Source organism: Falsiroseomonas sp. CW058 (assembly GCF_050563535.1).
Classification (GTDB): Bacteria; Pseudomonadota; Alphaproteobacteria; order Acetobacterales; family Acetobacteraceae; genus Falsiroseomonas.
This window is the reverse complement of record NZ_JBNXUO010000015.1, coordinates 71,417-93,035: the sequence shown is the minus strand read 5'-3', so window position 1 is coordinate 93,035 and position 21,619 is coordinate 71,417. Positions and strand designations below refer to the sequence as shown.

At 72.9% G+C, this 21,619-nt stretch carries 21 protein-coding genes; 14 read left to right on the top strand and 7 right to left on the bottom strand.

Features of this window, described 5'->3' with window-relative positions:
* Position 1: 1 nt before the first annotated feature.
* Entirely contained in the window at positions 2-196 is a 195-nt protein-coding gene (locus ACK8OX_RS13850) for a DUF2065 family protein (RefSeq protein WP_430664724.1), read from the top strand.
* Between the two features lie 98 nt (positions 197-294).
* Complete coding sequence (locus tag ACK8OX_RS13845) at positions 295-1,899, top strand: DegQ family serine endoprotease (protein WP_430664723.1); 1,605 nt, start codon at positions 295-297, stop codon at positions 1,897-1,899.
* Positions 1,900-1,950: 51 nt separating this feature from the next.
* Here ACK8OX_RS13845 and serB read toward each other — a convergent pair whose 3' ends face one another.
* On the bottom strand, positions 1,951-2,841 hold the full coding sequence (serB, locus tag ACK8OX_RS13840) for a phosphoserine phosphatase SerB (RefSeq protein WP_430664722.1): 891 nt from the start codon (positions 2,839-2,841) through the stop codon (positions 1,951-1,953).
* 17 nt (positions 2,842-2,858) lie between these two features.
* On the opposite strand from serB, the gene miaA reads away from it, so the two are divergent.
* The 6 genes from miaA (at position 2,859) to puuE (ending at position 9,067) form a co-directional block, all read left to right on the top strand.
* Positions 2,859-3,854 carry a tRNA (adenosine(37)-N6)-dimethylallyltransferase MiaA gene (gene miaA, locus ACK8OX_RS13835; protein ID WP_430664721.1) on the top strand — a complete coding sequence of 332 codons (996 nt, stop codon included), beginning with the start codon at positions 2,859-2,861 and terminating at the stop codon, positions 3,852-3,854.
* Between the two features lie 103 nt (positions 3,855-3,957).
* Positions 3,958-5,760 (top strand): acetolactate synthase 3 large subunit, encoded by a 1,803-nt coding sequence (locus ACK8OX_RS13830; protein ID WP_430664720.1) that lies wholly within the window; start codon positions 3,958-3,960, stop codon positions 5,758-5,760.
* Between the two features lie 51 nt (positions 5,761-5,811).
* Entirely contained in the window at positions 5,812-6,333 is a 522-nt protein-coding gene (gene ilvN / locus ACK8OX_RS13825) for an acetolactate synthase small subunit (RefSeq protein WP_430664719.1), read from the top strand.
* A gap of 36 nt (positions 6,334-6,369) precedes the next feature.
* Positions 6,370-7,386 (top strand): ketol-acid reductoisomerase, encoded by a 1,017-nt coding sequence (gene ilvC / locus ACK8OX_RS13820; RefSeq protein ID WP_430664718.1) that lies wholly within the window; start codon positions 6,370-6,372, stop codon positions 7,384-7,386.
* An 83-nt stretch (positions 7,387-7,469) separates the two neighbouring features.
* Positions 7,470-8,093: an aspartate/glutamate racemase family protein gene (locus ACK8OX_RS13815; RefSeq protein WP_430664717.1), complete on the top strand. Its 624-nt coding sequence runs from the start codon at positions 7,470-7,472 to the stop codon at positions 8,091-8,093.
* Positions 8,094-8,125: 32 nt separating this feature from the next.
* Positions 8,126-9,067, top strand: a complete 942-nt coding sequence (gene puuE / locus ACK8OX_RS13810) for an allantoinase PuuE (protein ID WP_430664716.1) — start codon at positions 8,126-8,128, stop codon at positions 9,065-9,067.
* Positions 9,068-9,113: 46 nt separating this feature from the next.
* Here the strand turns inward: puuE and ACK8OX_RS13805 are convergent, their stop codons facing one another.
* On the bottom strand, positions 9,114-11,135 hold the full coding sequence (locus ACK8OX_RS13805) for a methyl-accepting chemotaxis protein (protein WP_430664715.1): 2,022 nt from the start codon (positions 11,133-11,135) through the stop codon (positions 9,114-9,116).
* Positions 11,136-11,527: 392 nt separating this feature from the next.
* Between ACK8OX_RS13805 and ACK8OX_RS13800 the strand changes: the two genes are divergently transcribed.
* A complete protein-coding gene (locus ACK8OX_RS13800; RefSeq protein ID WP_430664714.1) occupies positions 11,528-13,114 on the top strand; it encodes a 2-isopropylmalate synthase in 1,587 nt (528 codons plus the stop codon).
* A gap of 157 nt (positions 13,115-13,271) precedes the next feature.
* Here the strand turns inward: ACK8OX_RS13800 and ACK8OX_RS13795 are convergent, their stop codons facing one another.
* The 4 genes from ACK8OX_RS13795 to ACK8OX_RS13780 form a co-directional block, all read right to left on the bottom strand.
* Positions 13,272-14,807 carry a sensor histidine kinase gene (locus tag ACK8OX_RS13795; RefSeq protein WP_430664713.1) on the bottom strand — a complete coding sequence of 512 codons (1,536 nt, stop codon included), beginning with the start codon at positions 14,805-14,807 and terminating at the stop codon, positions 13,272-13,274.
* Positions 14,808-14,832: 25 nt separating this feature from the next.
* Positions 14,833-14,994 (bottom strand): NepR family anti-sigma factor, encoded by a 162-nt coding sequence (locus ACK8OX_RS13790; RefSeq protein WP_430664712.1) that lies wholly within the window; start codon positions 14,992-14,994, stop codon positions 14,833-14,835.
* Positions 14,995-15,090: 96 nt separating this feature from the next.
* Entirely contained in the window at positions 15,091-15,657 is a 567-nt protein-coding gene (locus ACK8OX_RS13785) for a sigma-70 family RNA polymerase sigma factor (protein ID WP_430664711.1), read from the bottom strand.
* 103 nt (positions 15,658-15,760) lie between these two features.
* Entirely contained in the window at positions 15,761-16,285 is a 525-nt protein-coding gene (locus tag ACK8OX_RS13780; RefSeq protein WP_430664710.1) for a sigma-70 family RNA polymerase sigma factor, read from the bottom strand.
* A 56-nt stretch (positions 16,286-16,341) separates the two neighbouring features.
* On the opposite strand from ACK8OX_RS13780, the gene ACK8OX_RS13775 reads away from it, so the two are divergent.
* The 4 genes from ACK8OX_RS13775 (at position 16,342) to ACK8OX_RS13760 (ending at position 19,938) form a co-directional block, all read left to right on the top strand.
* Positions 16,342-17,097: a PhyR family response regulator anti-anti-sigma factor gene (locus ACK8OX_RS13775; RefSeq protein WP_430664709.1), complete on the top strand. Its 756-nt coding sequence runs from the start codon at positions 16,342-16,344 to the stop codon at positions 17,095-17,097.
* Positions 17,098-17,206: 109 nt separating this feature from the next.
* Positions 17,207-17,371 carry a DUF1328 domain-containing protein gene (locus tag ACK8OX_RS13770; RefSeq protein WP_430664708.1) on the top strand — a complete coding sequence of 55 codons (165 nt, stop codon included), beginning with the start codon at positions 17,207-17,209 and terminating at the stop codon, positions 17,369-17,371.
* 26 nt (positions 17,372-17,397) lie between these two features.
* Positions 17,398-18,072, top strand: coding sequence for a hypothetical protein (locus tag ACK8OX_RS13765; protein WP_430664707.1), 675 nt, complete (start codon positions 17,398-17,400; stop codon positions 18,070-18,072).
* Between the two features lie 6 nt (positions 18,073-18,078).
* Complete coding sequence (locus ACK8OX_RS13760; RefSeq protein WP_430664705.1) at positions 18,079-19,938, top strand: ABC transporter ATP-binding protein/permease; 1,860 nt, start codon at positions 18,079-18,081, stop codon at positions 19,936-19,938.
* A gap of 70 nt (positions 19,939-20,008) precedes the next feature.
* Here the strand turns inward: ACK8OX_RS13760 and ACK8OX_RS13755 are convergent, their stop codons facing one another.
* Complete coding sequence (locus ACK8OX_RS13755; protein ID WP_430664704.1) at positions 20,009-20,245, bottom strand: YMGG-like glycine zipper-containing protein; 237 nt, start codon at positions 20,243-20,245, stop codon at positions 20,009-20,011.
* Between the two features lie 276 nt (positions 20,246-20,521).
* Between ACK8OX_RS13755 and ACK8OX_RS13750 the strand changes: the two genes are divergently transcribed.
* Positions 20,522-21,565 (top strand): rod shape-determining protein, encoded by a 1,044-nt coding sequence (locus ACK8OX_RS13750; RefSeq protein ID WP_430664703.1) that lies wholly within the window; start codon positions 20,522-20,524, stop codon positions 21,563-21,565.
* Positions 21,566-21,619: the final 54 nt, after the last annotated feature.

The window sequence follows — 21,619 nt, the reverse complement described above, 5'->3', positions numbered from 1 at the left end:
CATGGGTCCCGCCGAGGTCCTGGCCGGCGTCGCGGTGGTGCTGGCGGTCGAGGGGCTGCTCTACGCGGTCGCCCCCGCCGCCATGCGGAAGGCCTTGGCGCTGCTGCTCGGCCAGCCGGACGACCGGCTGCGCGTGGGCGGGCTGGCGGCGGCGGCCATCGGGGTCGCGGTCGCCTGGGCCCTGGTGAGGGGGTGAGGGAACCCGGCCGCGCCCTCACCTTTCGTCACATGTCGTGACGCCCCGTGGGGTTCCGGATCCGGAGGTAGATGGCAATGTTGCAGCGACCGGGGCGGATGCCCCATCTCACAGCTGGACCCAACGGAAGGTTGCCCAACGTGCGCTTCGCCCGTCCATTCGCCCCCTGGGCCCTCGCCGGCGCGCTGGCGCTGCCCTTCGCGGCCCTGCCGCCAGCGCCCGCCGCGCTCGCCCAGCAGATCGCGCCGCAGGTCCCGCCGCCCGGCGCGCCCTCCTCTTTCGCGCCGCTTGCCCAGCGCCTGCTGCCGGCGGTGGTGAACATCCAGACCACCCAGGCCGCCGCCGGCCCCCGCGCCGGGCGCGACGCGCCGGAAGTGCCGCAGGCCCCGCCCGGCAGCCCCTTCGAGGAGTTCTTCCGCGACTTCCTCGAACGCAACCGCCCGCCCGGCCAGGCTCAGCCCAACCAGCCCGGCCGGCCGCAGCAGCAGCAGCCGCAGCGCCGCGCGCAGTCGCTCGGCTCGGGCTTCATCATCGACGCCTCCGGCATCGTGGTGACCAACAACCACGTCATCGAGGGCGCGTCCGAGATCAACGTCGTCCTGCAGGACAACACCACGATCCGCGCCGAGCTGGTCGGCGCCGACCCGCGCACCGACCTTGCGGTCCTGCGCGTGCGCCATGACCAGCCGCTGCCCTCCGTCCCCTTCGGCGACAGCGACACCGCCCAGGTCGGCGACTGGGTGGTGGCGATCGGGAATCCCTTCGGGCTCGGCGGCTCCGTCACGGCCGGCATCGTCTCGGCCCGCGGGCGCGACATCCGCCAGGGCCTCTACGACGACTTCATCCAGACCGACGCGGCGATCAACCGCGGCAATTCCGGCGGCCCGCTGTTCAACCTGAACGGCGAGGTGGTGGGCATCAACACCGCCATCTACTCGCCTTCCGGCGGGTCCATCGGCATCGGCTTCTCCATCCCGTCGAACCTGGCGCGCAACATCGTGGCGCAGCTGCGCGACGAGGGCCGGGTGCGGCGCGGCTGGCTCGGCGTCAACATCCAGCAGGTGACGGACGAGATCGCGGAGAGCCTCGGCATCCGCAACGGCACGCGTGGCGCGCTGGTGGCGCGCGCGCAGGATGGCGGCCCGGCGGCCGCCGGCGGCATCCAGGCCGGCGACGTGATCCTGCGCTTCAACGGGCAGGAAGTGCGGGAGATGCGGAACCTGCCGCGGATCGTCGCCGACACCCGCGTCGGCCAGCAGGTGCCGGTCGTGGTCTGGCGCGACGGTCGCGAGCAGACGGTGAACGTCACCGTGGCGGAACTCCCCGCTGACCAGCAGCAGGCCGCCGCCACCCCCGGGCCAGCGCCGCGCCCGCAGAACACCGAGCTCTCGGGCCTCGGCCTGCGCGTCGCGCCGATCTCGCCCGAGACGCGGGAGCGGTTCAGCCTGCGTGCCGAAAGCCGCGGCGTGGTCATCACCGAGGTCTCGCCCGGCAGCCCGGCGGCCGAGCGGGAACTGCGCCCCGGCGACGTGATCGTCGAAGTCCAGCAGGAACGCGTCGGCAGCCCGCAGGAGGTGCAGGAACGCCTGGAGCGCCTGCGCCGCCAGGGCCGCGCCACCGCGCTGCTGCTGATCGAAAGCGCGCAGGGCCAGCGCTGGGTGCCGCTGCGCCTCAACGCCCCGCAGCGCGGCCAGCCCGGCTGACGCCGGCGGCGCAACCCTCCCCCCCGGTCGCCGGGGGGGGAGGGAGCCGCCTCAGCCCTCCACGAACTCCGCCCGCCGATATCCCTGCGCGTAGAGCAGCGCGGTCAGGTCGCCGTGGTCCACCCGCGCCCGCGCCGCGGCCGCCACCACCGGCTTCGCACGGAAGGCCACGCCGAGCCCCGCCGCTCCGATCATGTCGAGGTCGTTCGCGCCATCCCCCACCGCCAGCGTCGCCGCCATCGGCAGGCCGTTGTCGCTCGCCAGCCGGATCAGCGCGGCCAGCTTGGCATTGCGGTCGAAGACCGGTTCGGCCACACGCCCCGTCAGCCTGCCGCCCTCGATCAGCAGCGTGTTGGAGACGTGATGGTGGAAGCCGAGCCGTTCGGCCACGCGCCCGGTGAAGAAGGTGAAGCCGCCCGAGGCGAGGCAGCACACCGCGCCGTTCGCGCGCATCGTCGCCACCAGCGCCGCCGCGCCGGGCATCATCTCCGTCCGCGCCCAGGTCGCCTCCAGCGCGGCGGTGTCGAGGCCCTCCAGCATCGCCACCCGCTCGACCAGCGCCTGGCGGAAATCCAGCTCGCCATTCATCGAACGCCGCGTGATTGCGGCGATGCGGTCCTTCAGCCCGGCATGGGCCGCGATCTCGTCCAGCGTCTCCGACGTGACGATGGTGCTGTCCATGTCGGCGATCAGCAGGCGCTTGCGGCGGCCCTCGGCCGGGGTCGCGATGGCGTCCACCGCCGCTCCCTCCAGCGCGCCTCGCGCGGCGGCGGCGGCCTGGTCCGGCGCGCCCTGGAAGGGCAGGTCCACCGCCTCGCGCTCCGCCAGCCAGTCCGGCCGGCCGGGGGTGGCGCCCAGCGCCTCCAGCGCCGCGCGGCAGCGGTTGACGAGGACGGGGTCGAGCGCGCCGGGCGCGGCGACCAGGGTCAGGACATGCGGCATCCGCCGCGCATGCCATCGTGAGCCCGGCGGCGCAACCATCCGCGGCCGGCGCCGGCGCGCTTCCGCCCGCCCTCCTGGTCGCCGGCCCGACCGCCAGCGGGAAGAGCGCGCTGGCCCTGCGGCTTGCCGAACGGCTCGGTGGCACCGTCATCAACGCCGACTCGATGCAGGTCTACCGCGAGCTGCGGATCCTCACGGCGCGCCCGCCGGCCGAGGACCTGGCCCGCGCGCCGCACGCGCTCTACGGCGTGCGCCCGGCGGCCGAGGCCGGCACCGCCGCCTGGTGGCGCGGCGCCGCGCTGGCCGAGATGGCGGCGGCGCGGGCCGCCGGCCGCGTGCCCATCCTGTGCGGCGGCACCGGGCTCTACTTCGCCGCGCTGACCGAGGGCCTGTCCGACATCCCCCCGGTGCCCGAGGCGGCGCGCGCCGAGGCGCGGCGCCTGCTGGCCGAGGAGGGCGCGGAGGCGCTGCATGCCCGCCTCGGCGCGATCGACCCGGAGACGGCGGCGGCGCTGCGCCCCGGCGACAGCCAGCGCATCGCCCGTGCCTTCGAGGTGGCGGCCGGGACGGGCAGGGGGCTGAAGGCGTGGCAGCGCGGCAGCGGGACCGGGCCGGCGCCCTGGCGCTTCGCCGCCCTGCTGCTCGATCCGCCGCGCCCGGCGCTGCGGGAGGCGATCGCCGCGCGCTGGGACGCGATGCTCGCCGCCGGCGCGGTGGAGGAGGTGCGCGCGCTCGGTGCGCTCGGCCTCGACCCCGCGCTGCCGGCGATGCGGGCGCATGGCGTGCCGGAACTGCTGGCCCATCTGGCCGGGCGGATGACGCTGGAAGCGGCGTCGGAACGCGCGATCCTCAACACGCGGCGCTACACGAAGCGCCAAGCGACCTGGTTTCGCCACCACCCGCTGGCGCCACCGGCCGCAACGCATAATATACAATCTAGATGGACCGATAACGCGCAATTATCGCAAAGTTTGTTAGAATATTTCGCAGTTTTCGTTGAGCATTCGCGTTGACGCAGTGCAGCAGCGGGCGTAAGGGAGCCAACCCGGCAGGCGCAGGCCCGCCGGGGCGCCGGCCGCGCACGGCCCGAACGCATCGAGGAAAGCACCGAAGGTCATGTCCGCCACCGCCCAGCACGCCGACGCGACGCCCCTGACGATGTCGGGCGCCGAGGTCGTCCTCCGCGCGCTGAAGGAGCAGGGCGTAGAGGTCATCTTCGGCTATCCCGGCGGCGCGGTGCTGCCGATCTACGACGCGATCTTCCAGCAGAACGCCATCCGCCACATCCTGGTCCGCCACGAACAGGCCGCCGTCCACGCGGCCGAAGGCTATGCGCGGTCCACCGGCAAGGTGGGCTGCGTGCTCGTCACCTCCGGCCCCGGCGCGACCAATGCGGTGACGGGGCTGGTGGATGCGCTGATGGACAGCATCCCGATCGTCTGCCTGACCGGGCAGGTGCCCACCCACCTGATCGGCAACGACGCCTTCCAGGAAGCGGACACCACCGGCATCACGCGGCCGGCGACGAAGCACAACTACCTGGTCAAGCGCAGCGCCGACCTGGCCCGCGTGGTGCATGAGGCGTTCCATGTCGCGCGGTCCGGCCGTCCCGGCCCGGTGGTGATCGACCTGCCGAAGGACATCCTCATCAACAAGGCGCCCTATGCGGAAGCGCCGCCCGCCAGCGTGCCGCACCGGTCCTACCGCCCGCAGACCGACCCCGACATGGGCCAGGTCCGCAAGGCGGTGGCGCTGCTGAAGGCCGCGCGGAAGCCGGTGATCTATGCCGGCGGCGGCGTGATCAATGCGGGGCCCGAGGCGTCGCGCCTGCTCGGCGACTTCGTGCGGATGACGGGCTTCCCCTGCACGAACACGCTGATGGGCCTCGGCGCCTTCCCGGCCTCCGATCCGCAGTTCATCGGCATGCTCGGCATGCACGGCACCTACGAGGCCAACCTCGTGATGCACGGCTGCGACGTCATGCTGAACATCGGCGCCCGCTTCGACGACCGCGTGACGGGCAAGCTGAGCCACTTCTCGCCCGGCTCGAAGAAGATCCACGCCGACATCGACCCGTCCTCCATCAACAAGAACGTCAAGGTGGACGTGCCCATCGTGGGCGACGCCGGCAAGATCCTCGCCGCGCTGATCGAGGCGTGGAAGGAGGACGGCACCGCGCAGGACCGCGAGGCGATCGCCGCCTGGTGGCGCCAGATCGACGCCTGGCGCGCGAAGGACTGCCTGCGCTACGTGCAGAAGGGCAGCATCATCAAGCCGCAGCACGCGGTGAAGCGCCTGTTCGAGATCACGCGCGAGATGGGGCGGGAGACCTTCATCACGACCGAGGTCGGCCAGCACCAGATGTGGGCCGCGCAGTATTTCGGCTTCGACCGGCCGAACCGCTGGATGACCTCGGGCGGGCTCGGCACCATGGGCTATGGCCTGCCGGCCGCGATGGGGGTGCAGATCGCCCATCCCGACGCGCTGGTCATCGACATCGCGGGCGAGGCCAGCATCCTGATGAACATCCAGGAAATGGCGACGCTGGCGCAGTACCGCCTGCCGGTGAAGGTGTTCATCCTGAACAACGAGTACATGGGCATGGTCCGCCAGTGGCAGGAACTGCTGCATGGCGGCCGCTATTCCGAAAGCTACTCCGCCGCGCTGCCCGACTTCGTGAAGCTGGCCGAAAGCTTCCACGGCGTCGGCCTGCGTGCCACGAGCGCCGACGACCTGGACCGCGTGATCCGCGAGATGATCGCGATCGACCGCCCGGTGATCGCGGACATCGCCGTGGACCAGAAGGAGAACTGCTTCCCGATGATCCCCTCCGGCGCGGCGCATAACGAGATGATCCTCGGCCCGGGCCAGGAAGGCGGCGTCGCCGGCGTGACGGACGAGGGCAAGGTACTGGTCTGAGCCAGGCCGCCGACCCCTTCTTCCTTTCCTCGCGCCCGAAAGACCACGACCATGGCCGACAACGGCAACACCATGCGCGCCGCGACCATCGCGGTGCTGGTTGAGAACGAGGCGGGCGTGCTCGCCCGCGTCATCGGCCTGTTCTCCGGCCGCGGCTACAACATCGACAGCCTGACCGTCGCGCCGGTGGACGACGAGGGGCGCCTGTCGCGCATCACCGTCTGCACCTCGGGCACCGAGATGGTGATCGAGCAGATCAAGGCGCAGCTCGACAGGCTGGTGCCGGTCCACAAGGTGTCCGACCTCACGCTCGAAGGCCCGCATCTGACGCGGGAGCTTGCGCTCATCAAGGTGGTGGGGAAGGGCGACAACCGGGTGGAGGCGCTGCGCCTGGCGGATGCCTTCCGCGCCCGCGTCGTGGACGCGACGACCGAGAGCTTCGTCTTCGAGATGACCGGCAACGCCGACAAGATCGACGCCTTCTGCGCGCTGATGCGGCCCATCGGGCTGGCGGAGGTGAGCCGCACCGGCGCGGTGGCCATCGCGCGCGGGCCACGGGGCTTCAGCGCCTAGTTCTTCCAGAGACCCAGAGAGGGGAGTGCGCCAGAGATGCGCGTGTACTACGACCGCGATGCGGATGTGAACCTGATCAAGGCCAAGAAGGTCGCGGTCATCGGCTTCGGCAGCCAGGGCCATGCCCATGCGCAGAACATGCGCGACAGCGGCGTCAAGGACGTCGTCATCGGGCTGCGCCCGGGCGGGTCCTGGGCGAAGGCGGAAGCCGCGGGCTTCAAGGTGATGTCGCCCGCCGACGCGGCGAAGTGGGCCGACGTGACGATGGTGCTGACGCCGGACGAGCTGCAGGGCGACCTCTACCGCGACCACCTGCACGCCAACCTGCGCCCCGGCTCGGCCATTGCCTTCGCGCATGGCCTCAACGTCCACTTCAACCTGATCGAGCCGCGCCCCGACATCGACGTGTTCATGATCGCGCCGAAGGGCCCCGGCCACACGGTGCGCGGCGAGTACCAGAAGGGCGGCGGCGTCCCCTGCCTCGTCGCCGTCCACCAGAACCCGTCCGGCAACGCGCTCGAGATCGCGCTCTCCTACGCTTCCGCCGTCGGCGGCGGCCGGTCGGGCATCATCGAGACGACCTTCAAGGAGGAGTGCGAGACCGACCTGTTCGGCGAGCAGGTGGTGCTCTGCGGCGGCCTGGTCGAGCTCATCAAGGCCGGGTTCGAGACGCTGGTGGAAGCCGGCTACGCGCCCGAGATGGCCTATTTCGAGTGCCTGCACGAGGTGAAGCTGATCGTCGACCTCATCTACGAGGGCGGCATCGCCAACATGAACTACTCCATCTCCAACACCGCCGAATACGGCGAATACGTCACCGGCCCGCGCATCATCACGGCCGAGACGAAGAAGGAGATGAAGAAGGTGCTGGAGGACATCCAGTCCGGCCGCTTCGCCCGCGACTGGATGCTGGAGAACCGCGTCAACCAGGCCAGCTTCAAGGCCACCCGCCGCCGCCTGGCCGAACACCCGATCGAGGAAGTGGGCGAGAAGCTGCGCGGCATGATGCCCTGGATCAGGAAGAACCAGCTGGTGGACAAGGCCCGGAACTGACCGCGCCGCCCCGCCGGGCGTCGACAGCGATGGGGGCGGCGGGGCAACCTGCCGCCCTTCTTCGTCCGCGGGAGGAACGCGCCATGCCCACCATCGCCTGCCTGCACACCGCCGCCGGCAACCTCGCCGTCTTCGACGCCGCCTGCCCGCCGGGCGTCACCCTGACCCACACGCTGCGCGAGGACCTGCTGCGGGATGCCGAGGCCGCGGGCGGCCTGACGGACGCCATCGCCGCCCGCACCGCCGCCGCGCTGGAGGCGCTGGCCACGCCCGGCGTGGACGCCGTGCTGCTCACCTGCTCCACCGTCGGCCCCGGCGCGGCGCGCGCCAGGGCGCCCGTGCCGGTGCTGCGCGTCGACGCCGCGCTGGCCGAGGAAGCCACCCGCTCCGGCGGGCGTGTCGTCGTGCTCTGCGCGGTGGAGACGACGGTGGAGCCGACCCGCGCCATCTTCGCCGAAGCCGCGGCCCGGCACGGCGCCACGCTCGACGTCCGGCTCGTCCCCGGTGCCTGGGCCGCCTTCCGCGCGGGCGATCCCGCGCGCTACCACGCCATCGTCGCGGAAGCGGCCGATGCCGCCTTCGCCGAGGGCGCGGCGCAGGTGGCGCTGGCCCAGGCCAGCATGACCGGCGCGGTCGCGCTGTCGAAGGGCCGGAAGCCGCTGGCCAGCCCGCCGGTCGGCCTGGCCGCGGCCGCCGCGGCCGCTTGAAGGGCGGCGGGCGGCCCGGCACTCTGCGGGGCATGAGCCAGGCCCCGCACATCCTCGACGACGGCACCGATTATCCGCGCGACTTCCGCGGCCATGGCCCCAACCCGCCCGACCCGCGCTGGCCGGGCGGCGCGCGGCTCGCCCTCTCCTTCGTGCTGAACTACGAGGAGGGGGGCGAGAACACGGTGCTGAACGGCGATGCGGGCAGCGAGATCTACCTGCAGGAGGTCCCGGGCGGCACGCCCATCCTCGGTGAGCGCAACCGCACCGTCGAATCCCAGTTCGACTTCGGCGCCCGCGCCGGCGTATGGCGCGTGCTGCGGCTGTTCGCGGCGCAAGGCTTCCCGCTGACCGTCTACGGCGTGGGCCGTGCGCTGGAACTGAACCCGGACGCGGCGCGCGCCTTCGCCGAGGCGGGGCACGAGGTGGCGTCCCATGCCTGGCGCTGGATCGACTACCACCGGATGGACGAGGCGACGGAAGCCGCCGAGATCGCGCGCTGCGTCGAGACCATCACCCGCCTGACCGGCACCCGCCCGGTGGGCTGGTACACCGGCCGCATCAGCCCGCGCACCCGCACGCTCGTCGCGCGCCATGGCGGCTTCCTCTACGACAGCGACGCCTATGACGACGACCTGCCGCACTACGTGCAGGCAGCGGGCAGGCCGCATTTGGTCATCCCCTACACGCTCGACAACAACGACATGAAGTTCAGCGTGCCGCCCGGCTTCGGCGACCCGGACGGGTTCGAGCGCCACCTGCGCGACGCCTTCGACCTGCTGCTGGAGGAGGGACGGGCGGGCAGCCCGAAGATGATGTCGGTCGGGCTGCATTGCCGCCTGGTCGGCCGCGCCGGCCGGGCGCGGTCGCTGCAGCGCTTCCTCGCCCATGTCGCCGCCCATCGCGACGAGGTCTGGGTCTGCCGCCGCGCGGACATCGCGCGCCACTGGTGGGACCACCACCCGCCGGCATGAAGGCACGGGCCGCGCGCCGGGGGGCGGCGCGCGGCCCGTGCCGCCGTCAGGCCGCGCGGGCGCGGTCCCCGCGCGCGATGAGGTCGAGGGCCCGGTCCACCTGCGCCAGCGTCGCGCCATCCTGGCGGAAGGCGAGGGCCAGCAGGCGGTCCGCGGCGCGCACCACGCGGGCCATCACCGGCGCCTGCCCGCCGGGCAGCGTCAGCCGCAGCTCGGTCCCCGCATCGAGGGCGAGGTCGCATTCCAGCGCCACGCCCCCGCGCGAGATGTCGCGGATGACCACGCGCCGCTCCGCCGCGCCGGCATGGCGCAGCAGCGCCTCCGCCTGGCGGCCGGGGATGCGTTCGTAGCGCCGGGCCTCGCCGGCCTCGGTGCGCATGGAGCCGAGGAAGTGGTCCACCTCCTCCCGCAGCGTCGCCGCGACGGTGCCGATCTCGGTCGCGACGCCGAGCACGCTGCGGCTGGCCCCGCCCGCGCCTTCCGCCGCATCCGCGACCTCGCGCATCGCGGCCGTCGCCTGGCCGGTCTGGCCGGCGACGGTCTGGACGCTCTCCGCGATCTCCCGCGTGGCGGCGCCCTGTTCCTCGACCGCGGCGGCGATGGCGGTGGCCACCTCGTGCATCCGGCCGACGGCGGCCGAGACGTCCTGCATCGCGCCCACCGCCTCGGTCGTGGCGGACTGGATGGCGCCGATCTGCGCGCCGATGTCCTGCGTCGCCTTCGCGGTCTGCGCGGCCAGCGCCTTCACCTCGCTCGCCACCACCGCGAAGCCCTTGCCCGCCTCGCCCGCCCGCGCCGCCTCGATCGTGGCGTTGAGCGCGAGGAGGTTGGTCTGCCCGGCGATGTCGGCGATCAGGCGCACCACCTCGCCGATCTGCCCCGCGGCCTCGGACAGGCTGCGCACCTTGCCGTCGGTGGCATCGGCGCGGGCCACCGCCTCGCGCGCCGTGGCGGCGGCGCGGCCGGCCTGGTGGGCGATCTCGGCGACGCTCGCGGTCAGTTCCTCGGTCGCGGCCGCGACCGAGGTGAGGTTGCGCGCGCTCTCCTCCGCGCCGCCCGCGGTGGTGGCGGAACCGGCGCGCGTGCGCTCCACCGCGGCCGCCATGTCGTCGGCCGCCTTGCGCATCGTCCCCGCCGAGGCGGAGAGCGAGCCCATGACGCCGGAGATCGAGGTGCCGAATTCCTGCGTGTGCCGGTCCATGGCGGCCTGGCGCCGGTCCCGCGCCGCGCGGTCCTGCGCCGCCACGGCTTCAAGGCGCCGCTTCTCCAGCCCGTCGGTGCGGAAGCCTTCCAGCGCGCGGGCCAGCAGGCCGAGCTCGTCGCCCCGGTCCTGCCCCGGCACCGGGCTGGCGAGGTCGCCTGCCGCCATCGCCGCCGTCGCCTGCGTGGTGGCGGCCAGCGGGCGTGTGATGCCGCGCGCGATCAGCGTCGCCAGCAGCAGCATGAGCCCCGCGGCGATCGCGGCCGCGACCAGTCCCTGCACCAGCGCCGCGCGCTGCGCCGCACGCAGGTCGTCCACATAGACCCCGGTGCCGATCACCCAGCCCCAGGGCGCGAAGCCCTGCACGAAGGACAGCTTCTCCACCGCCGACGCGCTCGCCTGGTTGGCGCCGGGGCGCGGCCAGAGATAGCCGACGGTGCCGGAGCCCCCGCGCCGCACCGTGTCGACGAAGGCCACGAAAAGCCGCAGCCCCGTCGGGTCCCGCAGTTCCGCGACGTCCTGCCCGTCGAGGTCGGGCCGGAAGGGGTGCATGACCATCCGCGGGGTCATGTCGTTCACCCAGATGTATTCCTGGCCCTGGTAGCGGATCGCCTTGATCGCATCGAGGGCGAGGCGCTGCGCCTGCTCCGCGCCGAGGCGGCCGGCGCGGGCCTCGCCCTCGTAGCGGGCAGCGATACCGGTGGCCGCTTCCACCATGCTGCGGAGGGTGGAGACGCGGTCGGCCTCCAGCGCACGGCCGTGCATCGTGGCGGCGACGAGCGCCATGGCCACCAGGCCAATCACGGCCGAGAGGGTGATCAGGTGGAGGCGCCAGGGGATGGAGAGCCGGCGCGTCAGGAACTGCATGGGCGGGGATCCTGGACGATGGAAGGGGACTCGCGGCAGTGACCGTATGGAAAGGTTGTGACCGGAAACTTCATCGGCGCCCTGATGCGATCCGGAAGGTTCCGACCTTGCGCCGCGGGCCGGGCCCGGGGCATGGCCGGTATCACGCGGCGCTTGCGGCCCACCGCCCGCGCGGCTAGCTTGCCCGCGTGATGACGCCCCGCGCGCCCCGCACCGTGCCTCATGCCGCCCGCAAGGGCGGCCTGCCGCTGCGCGCGCCCCTCGGCCTGCTCCTTCGACTTCGCCGCCCCTGGGCGTGACGCCCGGCTGACCTCAGCCGGCACCGCTCAGGGGGATCCGGGGCGCGGCGCGCCCGCAGAGGCCGGCTGAACGAGATCCGAAGGAAGCCCAGCATGACCGTCACTCATCCGTCCTTCGGGGCGATGGACCCCGACCGCATCATCATCTTCGACACCACGCTGCGCGACGGCGAACAATCGCCCGGCTTCTCCATGAACCTCGAGGAGAAGCTGCGCATGGCCGAGGCGCTGGCCGAACTCGGCGCCGACGTGCTGGAAGCCGGCTTCCCCATCGCCTCCATCGGCGACTTCGAGAGCGTGCGTTCCATCGCGCAGCGATTCGCGAAGGACGGGCCGGTGGTCTGCGGCCTGGCGCGCACCGCGCCGGGCGACATCGCCCGCGCGGCGGAAGCCATCCGGCCCGCCGCCCGCGGCCGCATCCACACCTTCGTCTCCACCAGCCCGCTGCACATGCGCGTCAAGCTGCGGATGGAGCCGGAGGCGGTGCTGGAACTCGTCACCGCTTCCGTCACCGCCGCGCGCAACGCGACCGACGACGTCGAGTGGTCGGCCGAGGACGGCACGCGGACCGAGATCGACTTCCTCTGCCGCTGCGTCGAGGCCGCGATCAGGGCCGGCGCCACCACCATCAACATCCCCGACACCGTGGGCTACGCGGTCCCGGAGGACATGCACCGCATCTTCACCACGGTGCGCGAACGCGTGCCCGGCGCGGACCGCGTGATCCTCTCCACCCACAACCACAACGACCTCGGCCTCGCCGTCGCCAACACGCTGGCCGCGATCCGCGCGGGCGTGCGGCAGGTGGAGTGCACCATCAACGGCATCGGCGAACGCGCGGGCAATGCCAGCCTCGAGGAGATCGTCATGGCGCTGCGCACGCGCCACGACGCGGTGCCGGTGAAGAACGGCGTGAAGACGCCGAGCATCCTCCGCACCTCTCGCCTGCTGGCGACCATCACCGGCTTCGACGTGCAGCCCAACAAGGCGATCGTCGGCCGCAACGCCTTCGCCCACGAATCGGGCATCCACCAGGACGGCGTGCTGAAGGACGCCTCCACCTACGAGATCATGACGCCGGAGAGCGTCGGCTGGTCCAACTCCTCGCTCGTGCTCGGCAAGCATTCCGGCCGCGCGGCGTTCCGCGACAAGCTGAAGGCGCTGGGCTACGAACTCGGCGACAACGCGCTGAACGACGCCTTCAAGCGGTTCAAGGACCTCGCCGACAAGAAGAAGGTCGTCTACGACGAGGACGTGGTCGCGCTGGTCGATGACGAGGTGGTGCGCGGCAGCGGCAACGACCGCATCCGCCTGACCGGGCTTTCGGTCTCGACCGGCATGCACACGCGCCCGATCGCCTCCATCGCGCTCGAGGTGGACGGCGCGGTGCGAGAGGGCGTGGCCGGCGGCGACGGCGGCGTGGACGCCACCTTCAACGCGCTGCGCCAGGCCTTCCCGCACGACGTGAACTTGAAGCTCTACGCCGTGCAGAACGTCACCGGCGGCACCGACGCCCAGGCACGCGTCACCGTGCGGCTGGAGGAGGGCGGCAAGCTGGTGGACGGCCAGGGCGCGGACATCGACACCATCGTCGCCTCCGCCCGCGCCTATGTGCACGCGCTGAACAAGCTGCTGGTCAAGCGCGAGCGGACGGCACCGGCCGAGGTCTCGGCCGCCTGATTCCCGGCTCACGAAGTCCCGACCTGCGGCCGGCGAAGCGGGCCGGGCGACCGAACGGGCGCCGCCGTCGATGCGGCGAAGCCGAGCGCCGGAGGCGCGCTGGCGTTTGAAGCATGAAGTGCGTCAGCACTTCATGGGGCCGGTATGATGCCCGGCGTCAAGCCCTTGGCGGGCTGACCGAAGGCGGCGGGCGGGAGGCGGCGGGGCGCAGCCGGAAGGTCAGCGCCACGCGCCCGCCTTCCACCCGCATCTCCCCGCCGAGCTGCCGGCCGAGCCCGCGCAGCAGCATCGCCCGCAGCGGGTCCGGCGCGCGTGGCAGGGCGCCGTCATCCTCGATCACGAGGCTCGCCTGGTCGCCGGTCGCCTCCAGCGTGATGCAGATGCGTCCGTGGCGCGCTTCGGAGAAGCCCTGGCGCAGCGCATCCGCCACCGCTTCGGTGATGACGAGCGCCAGCGGCACGGCCTGGTCCGTCGAAAGCCGCAGCGCCGGGGCGGCGACGTGCAGCGCGATGCGCCGCCCCGGCCTCTCGCCGACCGCCGCGAAAAGCTGCGCGCCGAGTTCCCCGATGAAGGCGGCGAGGTCGATCGCCTCGGGGTCGTGCTGGGCGTAGAGGTGGCGGTGCAGCGTCGCCAGCGCGCCGACGCGGTCGCGCGCCGCCTCGAACTCGTTCCGCGCCGCCGGGTCGGCGACGCGATGGGCCTGCAGCGCCAGGAGGCTGCTGACGGTCTGCAGGTTGTTCTTCACGCGGTGGTGCACCTCGCCCGCCAGCAGCTCGGCCCGGCCGATCGCGGCGCGCAGCTCCGTCTCGCGCCGCGCCAGCGTCTCCCTCGCGTCGCGGATGCTGGCGGCAAGGTCGCGCATCTCGGCGGGCATCCGCCCCTCGTCAGGGATGTCGAGGTCGGGCGCGCCTGCCCTCCAGCCCATCACCGCGTCGCGCAGGCCGCGCAGCGGCGTCGTCACGGCCCGGGTGGTGCCGACCAGGACGGCGGTTCCGCTGAACGCCAGCAGCGCGACGATCTCGGCGAAGTGCAGCAGCGCCAGGCGCAGCGCCGTCCGGCGCAGCGGCGCGGCCGGCAGCGCGACCGCGATGCCGATGCCCGGCGTCAGCTCGCCCGTCGCGACCAGCAGCGCGGTGCCGTCGCCGGCCATCGCCTCGAACGCGTCGTTCCCTTGTGGCGCGGGCGGGTCCGCGGGGACGGGAAGGGGGCCGAAGCCGCGCTTCCGCCCGGCATCGTCGAACAGCCAGTGCAGCGCATCCGGCCTGCCGGCGCGGGGCGCGAGCACGGCACGCAGGGTGCCGCCCGCGGCGGGCTGGGTCAGCACCAGCGCGGGCGCCGCCGTGGCGGCCGCGCCGTCGCCGCCGGGCATCGCGCAAGGTGCGCGTCCGGTGGCATCGTGGAGGGAAAGATGCAGGTCGCCCGACGCTGCGACCGACAGGACCTGCGCGCAGGCCTCCGGGTCCGCCTCCAGCGCCAGCGCCAGGCCACGCAGGAGCGCCGCGGCCGAGTCGATGGCGGCCATGTTGATGGCGACCGTCCGGTCGCGCTCGGCCGCGACATCGGCCAGGGCGCGGCCGAGGCCGATGCGCCAGAACGAGACGCTGCCTGCCGCCGCCAGCAGCAGCACCGGCAGCGCCGCGAACAGCATCACGCGCGCAAGCCTGCGGCGGACGGAACTGGCACGCGCGGTCATGCGCGGCCCGGAGGGAGGGGCGCGGCTACTCGCCGCGCCGGGTCCGGTCGGTTTCGATCAGGCGCAGCAGGTCCGGCGGCAGCGGCTCCTGCGCGACGCTGTCGTAGAGCTGGTGCAGACGGTGGTTCAGCCACAATTCGAAGGCGGCCTCGGGGCCGCCCTGCCGACTCGATTGCGAACTGGTCACGCGCCGCGGCGGTCCACCCTGCTTGCCGTCCATTGCCTTCATCGCCTGCTGCGCCCGGCCGCCGCGTCGTCCATGCAGCGGCCGGGCTGACGAGGCTCAGGCCCCGAAGGCCGCATCCCGGTCCGTCGAGGCGAGGCGTCCGCGGGGGGCGGTGCGCTCCTCGGCCGGCTTGGCGACGGCGCGGTCCTCGCCCATCAGCCAGGCCTGCAGCTGCCGGCGCGCGCGGAAGACGCGGCTCTTCGCGGTGCCGACGGCGCAGCCCGTCGCCGCGGCGACGTCCTCGTAGGACATGCCCTGCAGCACGACCATGAACAGCGCCTCGCGCTGGTCCGCCGGCAGCCGGGTGACGGCGCGGCCCAGTTCCTTCAGCACCAGCCGGTCCTCGTGCGTGGCGCTGACGGCGAAGGCGCCCGCCGGCAGGTCCTCGATGTCCGTCGTCTCGCGCTGCTTGCGCAGCGTGCTGATGAAGCGGTTGCGCAGGATGCGGTGCATCCAGGCGGCGAAGTTGGTGCCGGGGGTGAAGCTGTCCTGCGCGGCCAGGGCATTCGCCACCGCGTCCTGGACCAGGTCTTCCGCCGCGGCGCGGTTGCGGGTGAGGGCAAGCGCCTGCACGCGCAGGCGGGGCAGCAGGTTCACCAGCTGGCCGTGGAACTCGTTCGGCATCGTCCGCTCCGTCCTTGATGCCGACTGAATGACGACCCCGGACGAGAGGATGCATCGCGTTTCCGTCAGCCGGTCACGCGAGCGTGGTTGCGAAGCCGCATCGTCACGCCAGGACGCGGCCCAGCGCCGCCCGTGCGCGCGACACCCGCGCCTTCATTGTCCCCACCGGGACCGAGCAGACGGCCGCTGCCTCCTCGTGGCTCAGCCCCTGCGCGCCCACCAGCACCAGCGCCTCGCGCAGGGAAGGCGGAAGACGCATCAGCGCGCGGGAAAGGTCGTGCAGCTGCTGCGCCGTCTCCTCGCCGCCCGCCCGCCCTTCCTCCTGCGCCGCCGCGTCCATGTGCTGCCTTTCCCGCTTCGCGCGCCGCCAGCCCTCGCGGAAGGTGTTGCGCAGCACCGCCAGGCCCCATGGGCGCAGCGCCGCGGCGACGTCGCCATCATATTCCGGAGGCGCTACGAAACCGTCAAGGCCGCGCAGCATTCTCAGCACCGCCTCCTGCACGAGGTCGTCCGCTTCGCTTCGCGACGGCGTGAGCAGCCGCGCCGCCGCGCGCAGATGCGGCAACAACTGCGCGATTGCGGCACGCAACGGTGCCCGTTCGTCTTGCTCTGTCACGCCCCAATCCATATCAACCCGGAAGGCGGCGCGGCACCGCACGGACGGCGGCGGGAGATGACAAGGCGATGAGCAGGATCGACCGTGCGGCGCTGATCGGCGCGCTGCCCTATGCACGCCGCTACGCGCGCGCTCTCACCGGTTCGCAGGCGCGCGGGGATGCGCTCGTGGCGGACGCGCTGCGCGCGGGCGTGCCGGACGTGCCGAATCTCCGCGGGTCGGGCCTGCTGCCCGCGCGCGTCGCGCTCTACGCGGCGATCGGCCGCATGGCGGGCACGAAGGACGATGAGGGTGACGAGCCGGTGGCGCCGCTGTCGCGCCGCCTGCTGCTGCTCACCTCGCTCGAGGAGCTCGACCTGGCCGACGCCGCCGCCGCGGTCGGCCTCAGCGAGGAGCGCGCGGCCGCCGAGCTCGCCGGCGCGCGGGAGAAGCTGCGCGCCGGGGTCGCGGCGCGCGTCCTCATCATCGAGGATGAGCCCATCATCGCCCTCGACCTCCAGCAACTGGTCGAGAGCGCGGGGCACGAGGTGGTGGGCGTCGCCGCGAGCGAGGACGAGGCCGTCGCGATCGCGGAGGCGGAGCGGCCGTCTCTCGTCCTCGCGGACATCAACCTGGGCGAGGGCGGCGACGGCGCGCATGCGGTGTCGCGCATCCTCGCCGGGCACAGCGCGCCGGTCATCTTCGTCACCGCCTACCCCGAGCGCCTGCTGACCGGGCAGCAGCTGGAACCCGCCTTCGTGATCACCAAGCCGTTCGAGCCGACGACGCTCGCCGTGGCCACCTTCCAGGCCGTCACGCGCGGGATGAAGCTCGACCGCGTCTGAGCCGCCCCGTCCCGCCCCGCGCGGCGACCGCGCGGCGACCCGTTCCGGCCGGCAACCGGTGCGGTGCCGCCGCGTTGCTGGCGCGGTTCCCATCCGCGGGAGAACAGCGATGCTCTACTGGACCCTCGTCTTCCTCGTCGTCGCCCTGGTGGCCGGCCTGTTCGGCTTCGGCGGCATCGCCTCGGCCTCCGCCGGCATCGCCCAGCTGCTGTTCGGCGTGTTCATCGTGCTGTTCCTCATCAGCCTCGTCGTGGGCGCGATGCGGAACCGCTGACCGCGTCGAAGGGGGAGAGCGGCGCGATGCGGCCGATCCTGGTGTGCCTGGCCGCGGCGCTGCTGCTCGGCCCCCCTGCGGCGGCGCAGGACCGGCCGCCCCCGCGCGGGGCGGCCGCGGAATTCTGGTTCGACCCGACGCAGCTGCCGAGCTTCACGGGAACGGTCGAACGCTACCTCGTGAACCCGCGCGGCGAGACGGACGCGCTGCTGTTCCGCGAGGGACCGCAGGTCGTCTTCCCGCCGGACGTGGCCGAGGCGGTGCGACAGGCGGCACCACCCGGGCGGCCCATCATCGTCTGGGGCATCCGCGCGCGCAGCGCGCCGGTCATCACCATGCTGGCCTTCGCGCCGAACAACGAGGCGTCGCCCGGCGTGGTGGACCGCGTCTACTGGCGGCTCGGCGGCCGCGCCGCGCTTGAGCAGGCGGAACGCGTCGCCGCGAACGGCACGGTGAAGTCGCCCTACTTCGCCCCGCAGGGCGAGGTCGCGGGCGCCATCCTGGAAGACGGCACGGTCATCACCGTGCCGCCCGGCACGGCGGAACAGCTCGGCCCCTTGCTGCGGCCCGGCGCGAAGCTGGCAGCCGAGGGCCGTGGCGTGGCGGGGGAGGGGGGGCGCGCGCTGGCCGCCGAGCGGATCGGCGAGGCGCCGGACGCGCTGCGGGCGCTGCCGCCGCCCGCCGAACCGCGGCGGCGCTGAGGGACCATGGCCGGACCCGACGCCGCCGAAGCGGAAGCCGCCCCGCGCAGGAGCTTCGCGCGCCAGTTCTGGCGCATCGCGCGCGGCTACTACACCTCGCCCGGCGATCGCCGCCGTGCCTGGATGCTGACCTTCGCGGTGGTCGCGCTGACCATAGCGCAGATCGTCGTGCAGGTGCGCTTCAACATCTGGAACCGGGACTTCTTCAACGCCCTCGAGAACCGCGACAGGGTGGCCTTCTTCAGCCAGCTCTGGCTGCTGCTGTTCCTGGTGCTCGCCGCCATGGGAACGGCGGTCGCGCAGCTCTGGGCGAAGCAGATGCTGTCGCTCGACTGGCGGCGGTGGCTGGTGCATTCGCTGCAGTCGCGCTGGCTGGAGAGCGGGCTGCACTACCAGCTGAACTTCATGCCCGACGCCGCCGACAACCCCGACCAGCGCATCAGCGAGAACACGCGCTGGGCGACCGCGATGGCGGTGGACATCGTGGTCGGGCTGATGGGTGCGATCCTCACACTCATCTCCTTCATCGGCATCCTCTGGACGCTGTCTGGCTCGCTGCGCTTCGCCTTCGGCGCCTACGAATTCGACGTGCCCGGCTACATGGTCTGGGCGGCGCTGATCTACGCCCTGGTCGGCAGCGTGGTGACCTTCTTCATCGGCGCGCCGATGGTCGACCTCAATGTCCGCCGCAACGAGGCCGAGAGCAGCCACCGCTTCGCGCTGATCCGCATGCGGGAGAGCAGCGAGGGCATCGCGCTGATCCGCGGCGAGCCGGACGAGGACCGCAACCTGCGCGCGGCCTTCGGGCGCGTGGTCGGCGTGATGAAGCAGCTCTACGGGCGGGAACGCGCGCTGGTCTACATCACCTCGGCCTACGGGATGCTGGCGGGGGTGGTGCCGATCGTCGTCGCCTCGCCCAAGTATTTCGCGGGCGCCATCACGCTCGGCGTGCTCATGCAGATCACGCAGGCCTTCCTGGAGGTGACCCGCAACCTCAACTGGTTCGTCGACCGTTTCCCCATGCTCGCCGACTGGCGCAGCCACATCGAGAGGGTGGCCGCGCTGGAGGACACCTTCGAGAGCGCGGCGTCGATGGAGGCGGACCAGACCATCCACCTGGTCACCGGCCCGACCGAGGACGGGCGCGAGGTGCTGGCCTTCCGCGACCTCCAGGTCGGCCATGCCGACGGCAACGTGGTGATCCAGGAGGCGACGGCCGAGATCGCGGCGGGCGAGAAGGTGCTGATCGTGGGCGAAAGCGGCACCGGGAAGTCCACGCTGTTCCGCGCCATCGCCGGGCTCTGGCCCTGGGGCTCGGGCGAGATCAGGCTGCCCCCGCGGGAGAAGATGTTCTTCATGCCGCAGCGCCCCTACCTGCCGCTCGGCACGCTGCGGGCCGCGCTGTCCTATCCCGCGTCGCCGAAGAAGTTCGCGGATGCGGCGATGGTGGCGGCGCTGGAACGCTGCGCCCTGCCGCACCTGACCACGCGGCTCGACGAGGAGGACCGCTGGGACCGCGTCCTCTCCCTCGGCGAGCAGCAGCGCCTGGCCTTCGCCCGCCTGCTGCTGCACAAGCCCCGCTGGGTGTTCCTGGACGAGGCGACGGCCGCGCTCGACGACGACAACCAGGACAGCATGATGCGCCTGTTCCGCGAGGAACTGGCCGAGAGCGCGCTGGTCTCGATCGGCCACCGCCCGGGGCTGGATGCCTATCACGACCGCACCCTGCACCTGACCCGCGCGCCCGACGGGGCGCGGCTCGAGGTCCGCCGCCGCACGTCGCAGCCGCGCCCGCCGCGCCGCCGGGCGGGTCCGCTGATCGCCGCCGGGCGCGGCGCGCTGCGGCGGATGATGCGCCGGGGATAGGGCGGCCGGCATGGAAAAGGGCGGGGGGCCTGCGCCACCCCGCCCCGGAACGTGCGCGCAGGGGCGCGGGCTACCTCCAGGCAGGCCGGCCGAGATTGACCGAGCCCGGGCTGGTCAGCGCGCCGCCGGCCGCGCCCGCCGCGCCGCCGATCAGCGCGCCCGTGCCGACGCCGCCGCCCGTCGCGGCACCGATCGCGGCCCCCGCGCCGGCCCCGAGCAGCCCGCCCGACACCGCACGGTCCCCCGCGGAATAGCCACAGGCCGACACAGCGAAGGCGAGGCCGAGCAGGGGCAGGATCTTGCGCATGACGTGTCTCCTCTTGCGGTTCATCCCCGACCCGGAACGCCCCGGCCGCCCTGCGGTTCGGCAATGGCGCCCGGCGCCGGGGCGCCCGCGCCCACGGCATCCCCGCCCCGTCACGCCGGGGCTTGAGCGCGGGGCGGGGGAGGGGTATCCACCCGCCTTCGCGCCACCCCGCGGAGCCGTGAGCACCGGGCGGGCCGCCATGCCCGGGCGCCGGGCGCGGCTGGCCGCCCGGCGGATGGCGCCCGGTGCGAACCACGCTCGGAAGGTCCCTCGCGCATGTTCTCCCGCCTGTTCGGCTTCCTGTCGGCCGACATGGCCATCGACCTCGGCACCGCGAACACCCTCGTCTACGTGAAGGGGCGGGGCATCGTGCTGAACGAGCCGTCGGTGGTCGCCATCGCCGACAACCGGGGCAAGAAGCAGGTCCTCGCCGTCGGCGAGGAGGCGAAGCAGATGCTCGGCCGCACGCCGGGCAACATCGCCGCCATCCGCCCGCTGCGCGACGGCGTGATCGCCGATTTCGAGGTGGCGGAGGAGATGATCAAGCACTTCATCCGCAAGGTGAACAACCGCCGGTCCTTCGCCTCCCCCATGGTCATCGTCTGCGTCCCCTCCGGCTCCACCGCCGTCGAGCGCCGCGCGATCCAGGAGAGCGCGGAGAGCGCGGGGGCGCGGAAGGTGCTGCTGATCGAGGAACCGATGGCAGCGGCCATCGGCGCCGGCCTGCCGGTGACGGAGCCGTCGGGCTCCATGATCGTCGATGTCGGCGGCGGCACGACGGAAGTGGCGATCATCTCGCTCGGCGGCATCGTATATGCGCGCTCTGTCCGCGTCGGCGGCGACAAGATGGACGAGGCGATCATCTCCTACATCCGCCGCCAGCATAACCTGCTGATCGGCGAGAGCACGGCCGAGCGGATCAAGATGGAGATCGCCGCCGCCGCCCCGCCGCCGGATGGCGACGAGGGGCCGCTGAAGGAAGTGAAGGGCCGGGACCTGATGAACGGCGTCCCGCGCGAGGTGGTGGTGAGCCAGCGCCAGATGGCCGAGGCGCTTTACGAACCCGTCATCCAGATCCTGGACGCGGTGAAGGTTGCGCTGGAGAACACGCCCCCCGAACTCGCGGCCGACATCGTGGACAAGGGCATCGTGCTGACCGGCGGCGGGGCGCTGCTGACCCGGCTTGACGGCGTGCTCCGGGATTCGACCGGCCTGCCCGTGGTGGTGGCGGAGGAGCCGCTGTCCTGCGTCGCGCTCGGCACCGGCCGCGCCCTTGAGGAGATGAAGCGGCTTCGCCACGTCCTCACCTCCATGTATTGATGGTGGCCGGTCCCGGCGGGGACCGGTAGGGGACTGGCCGTCTTGGGGGTGGCC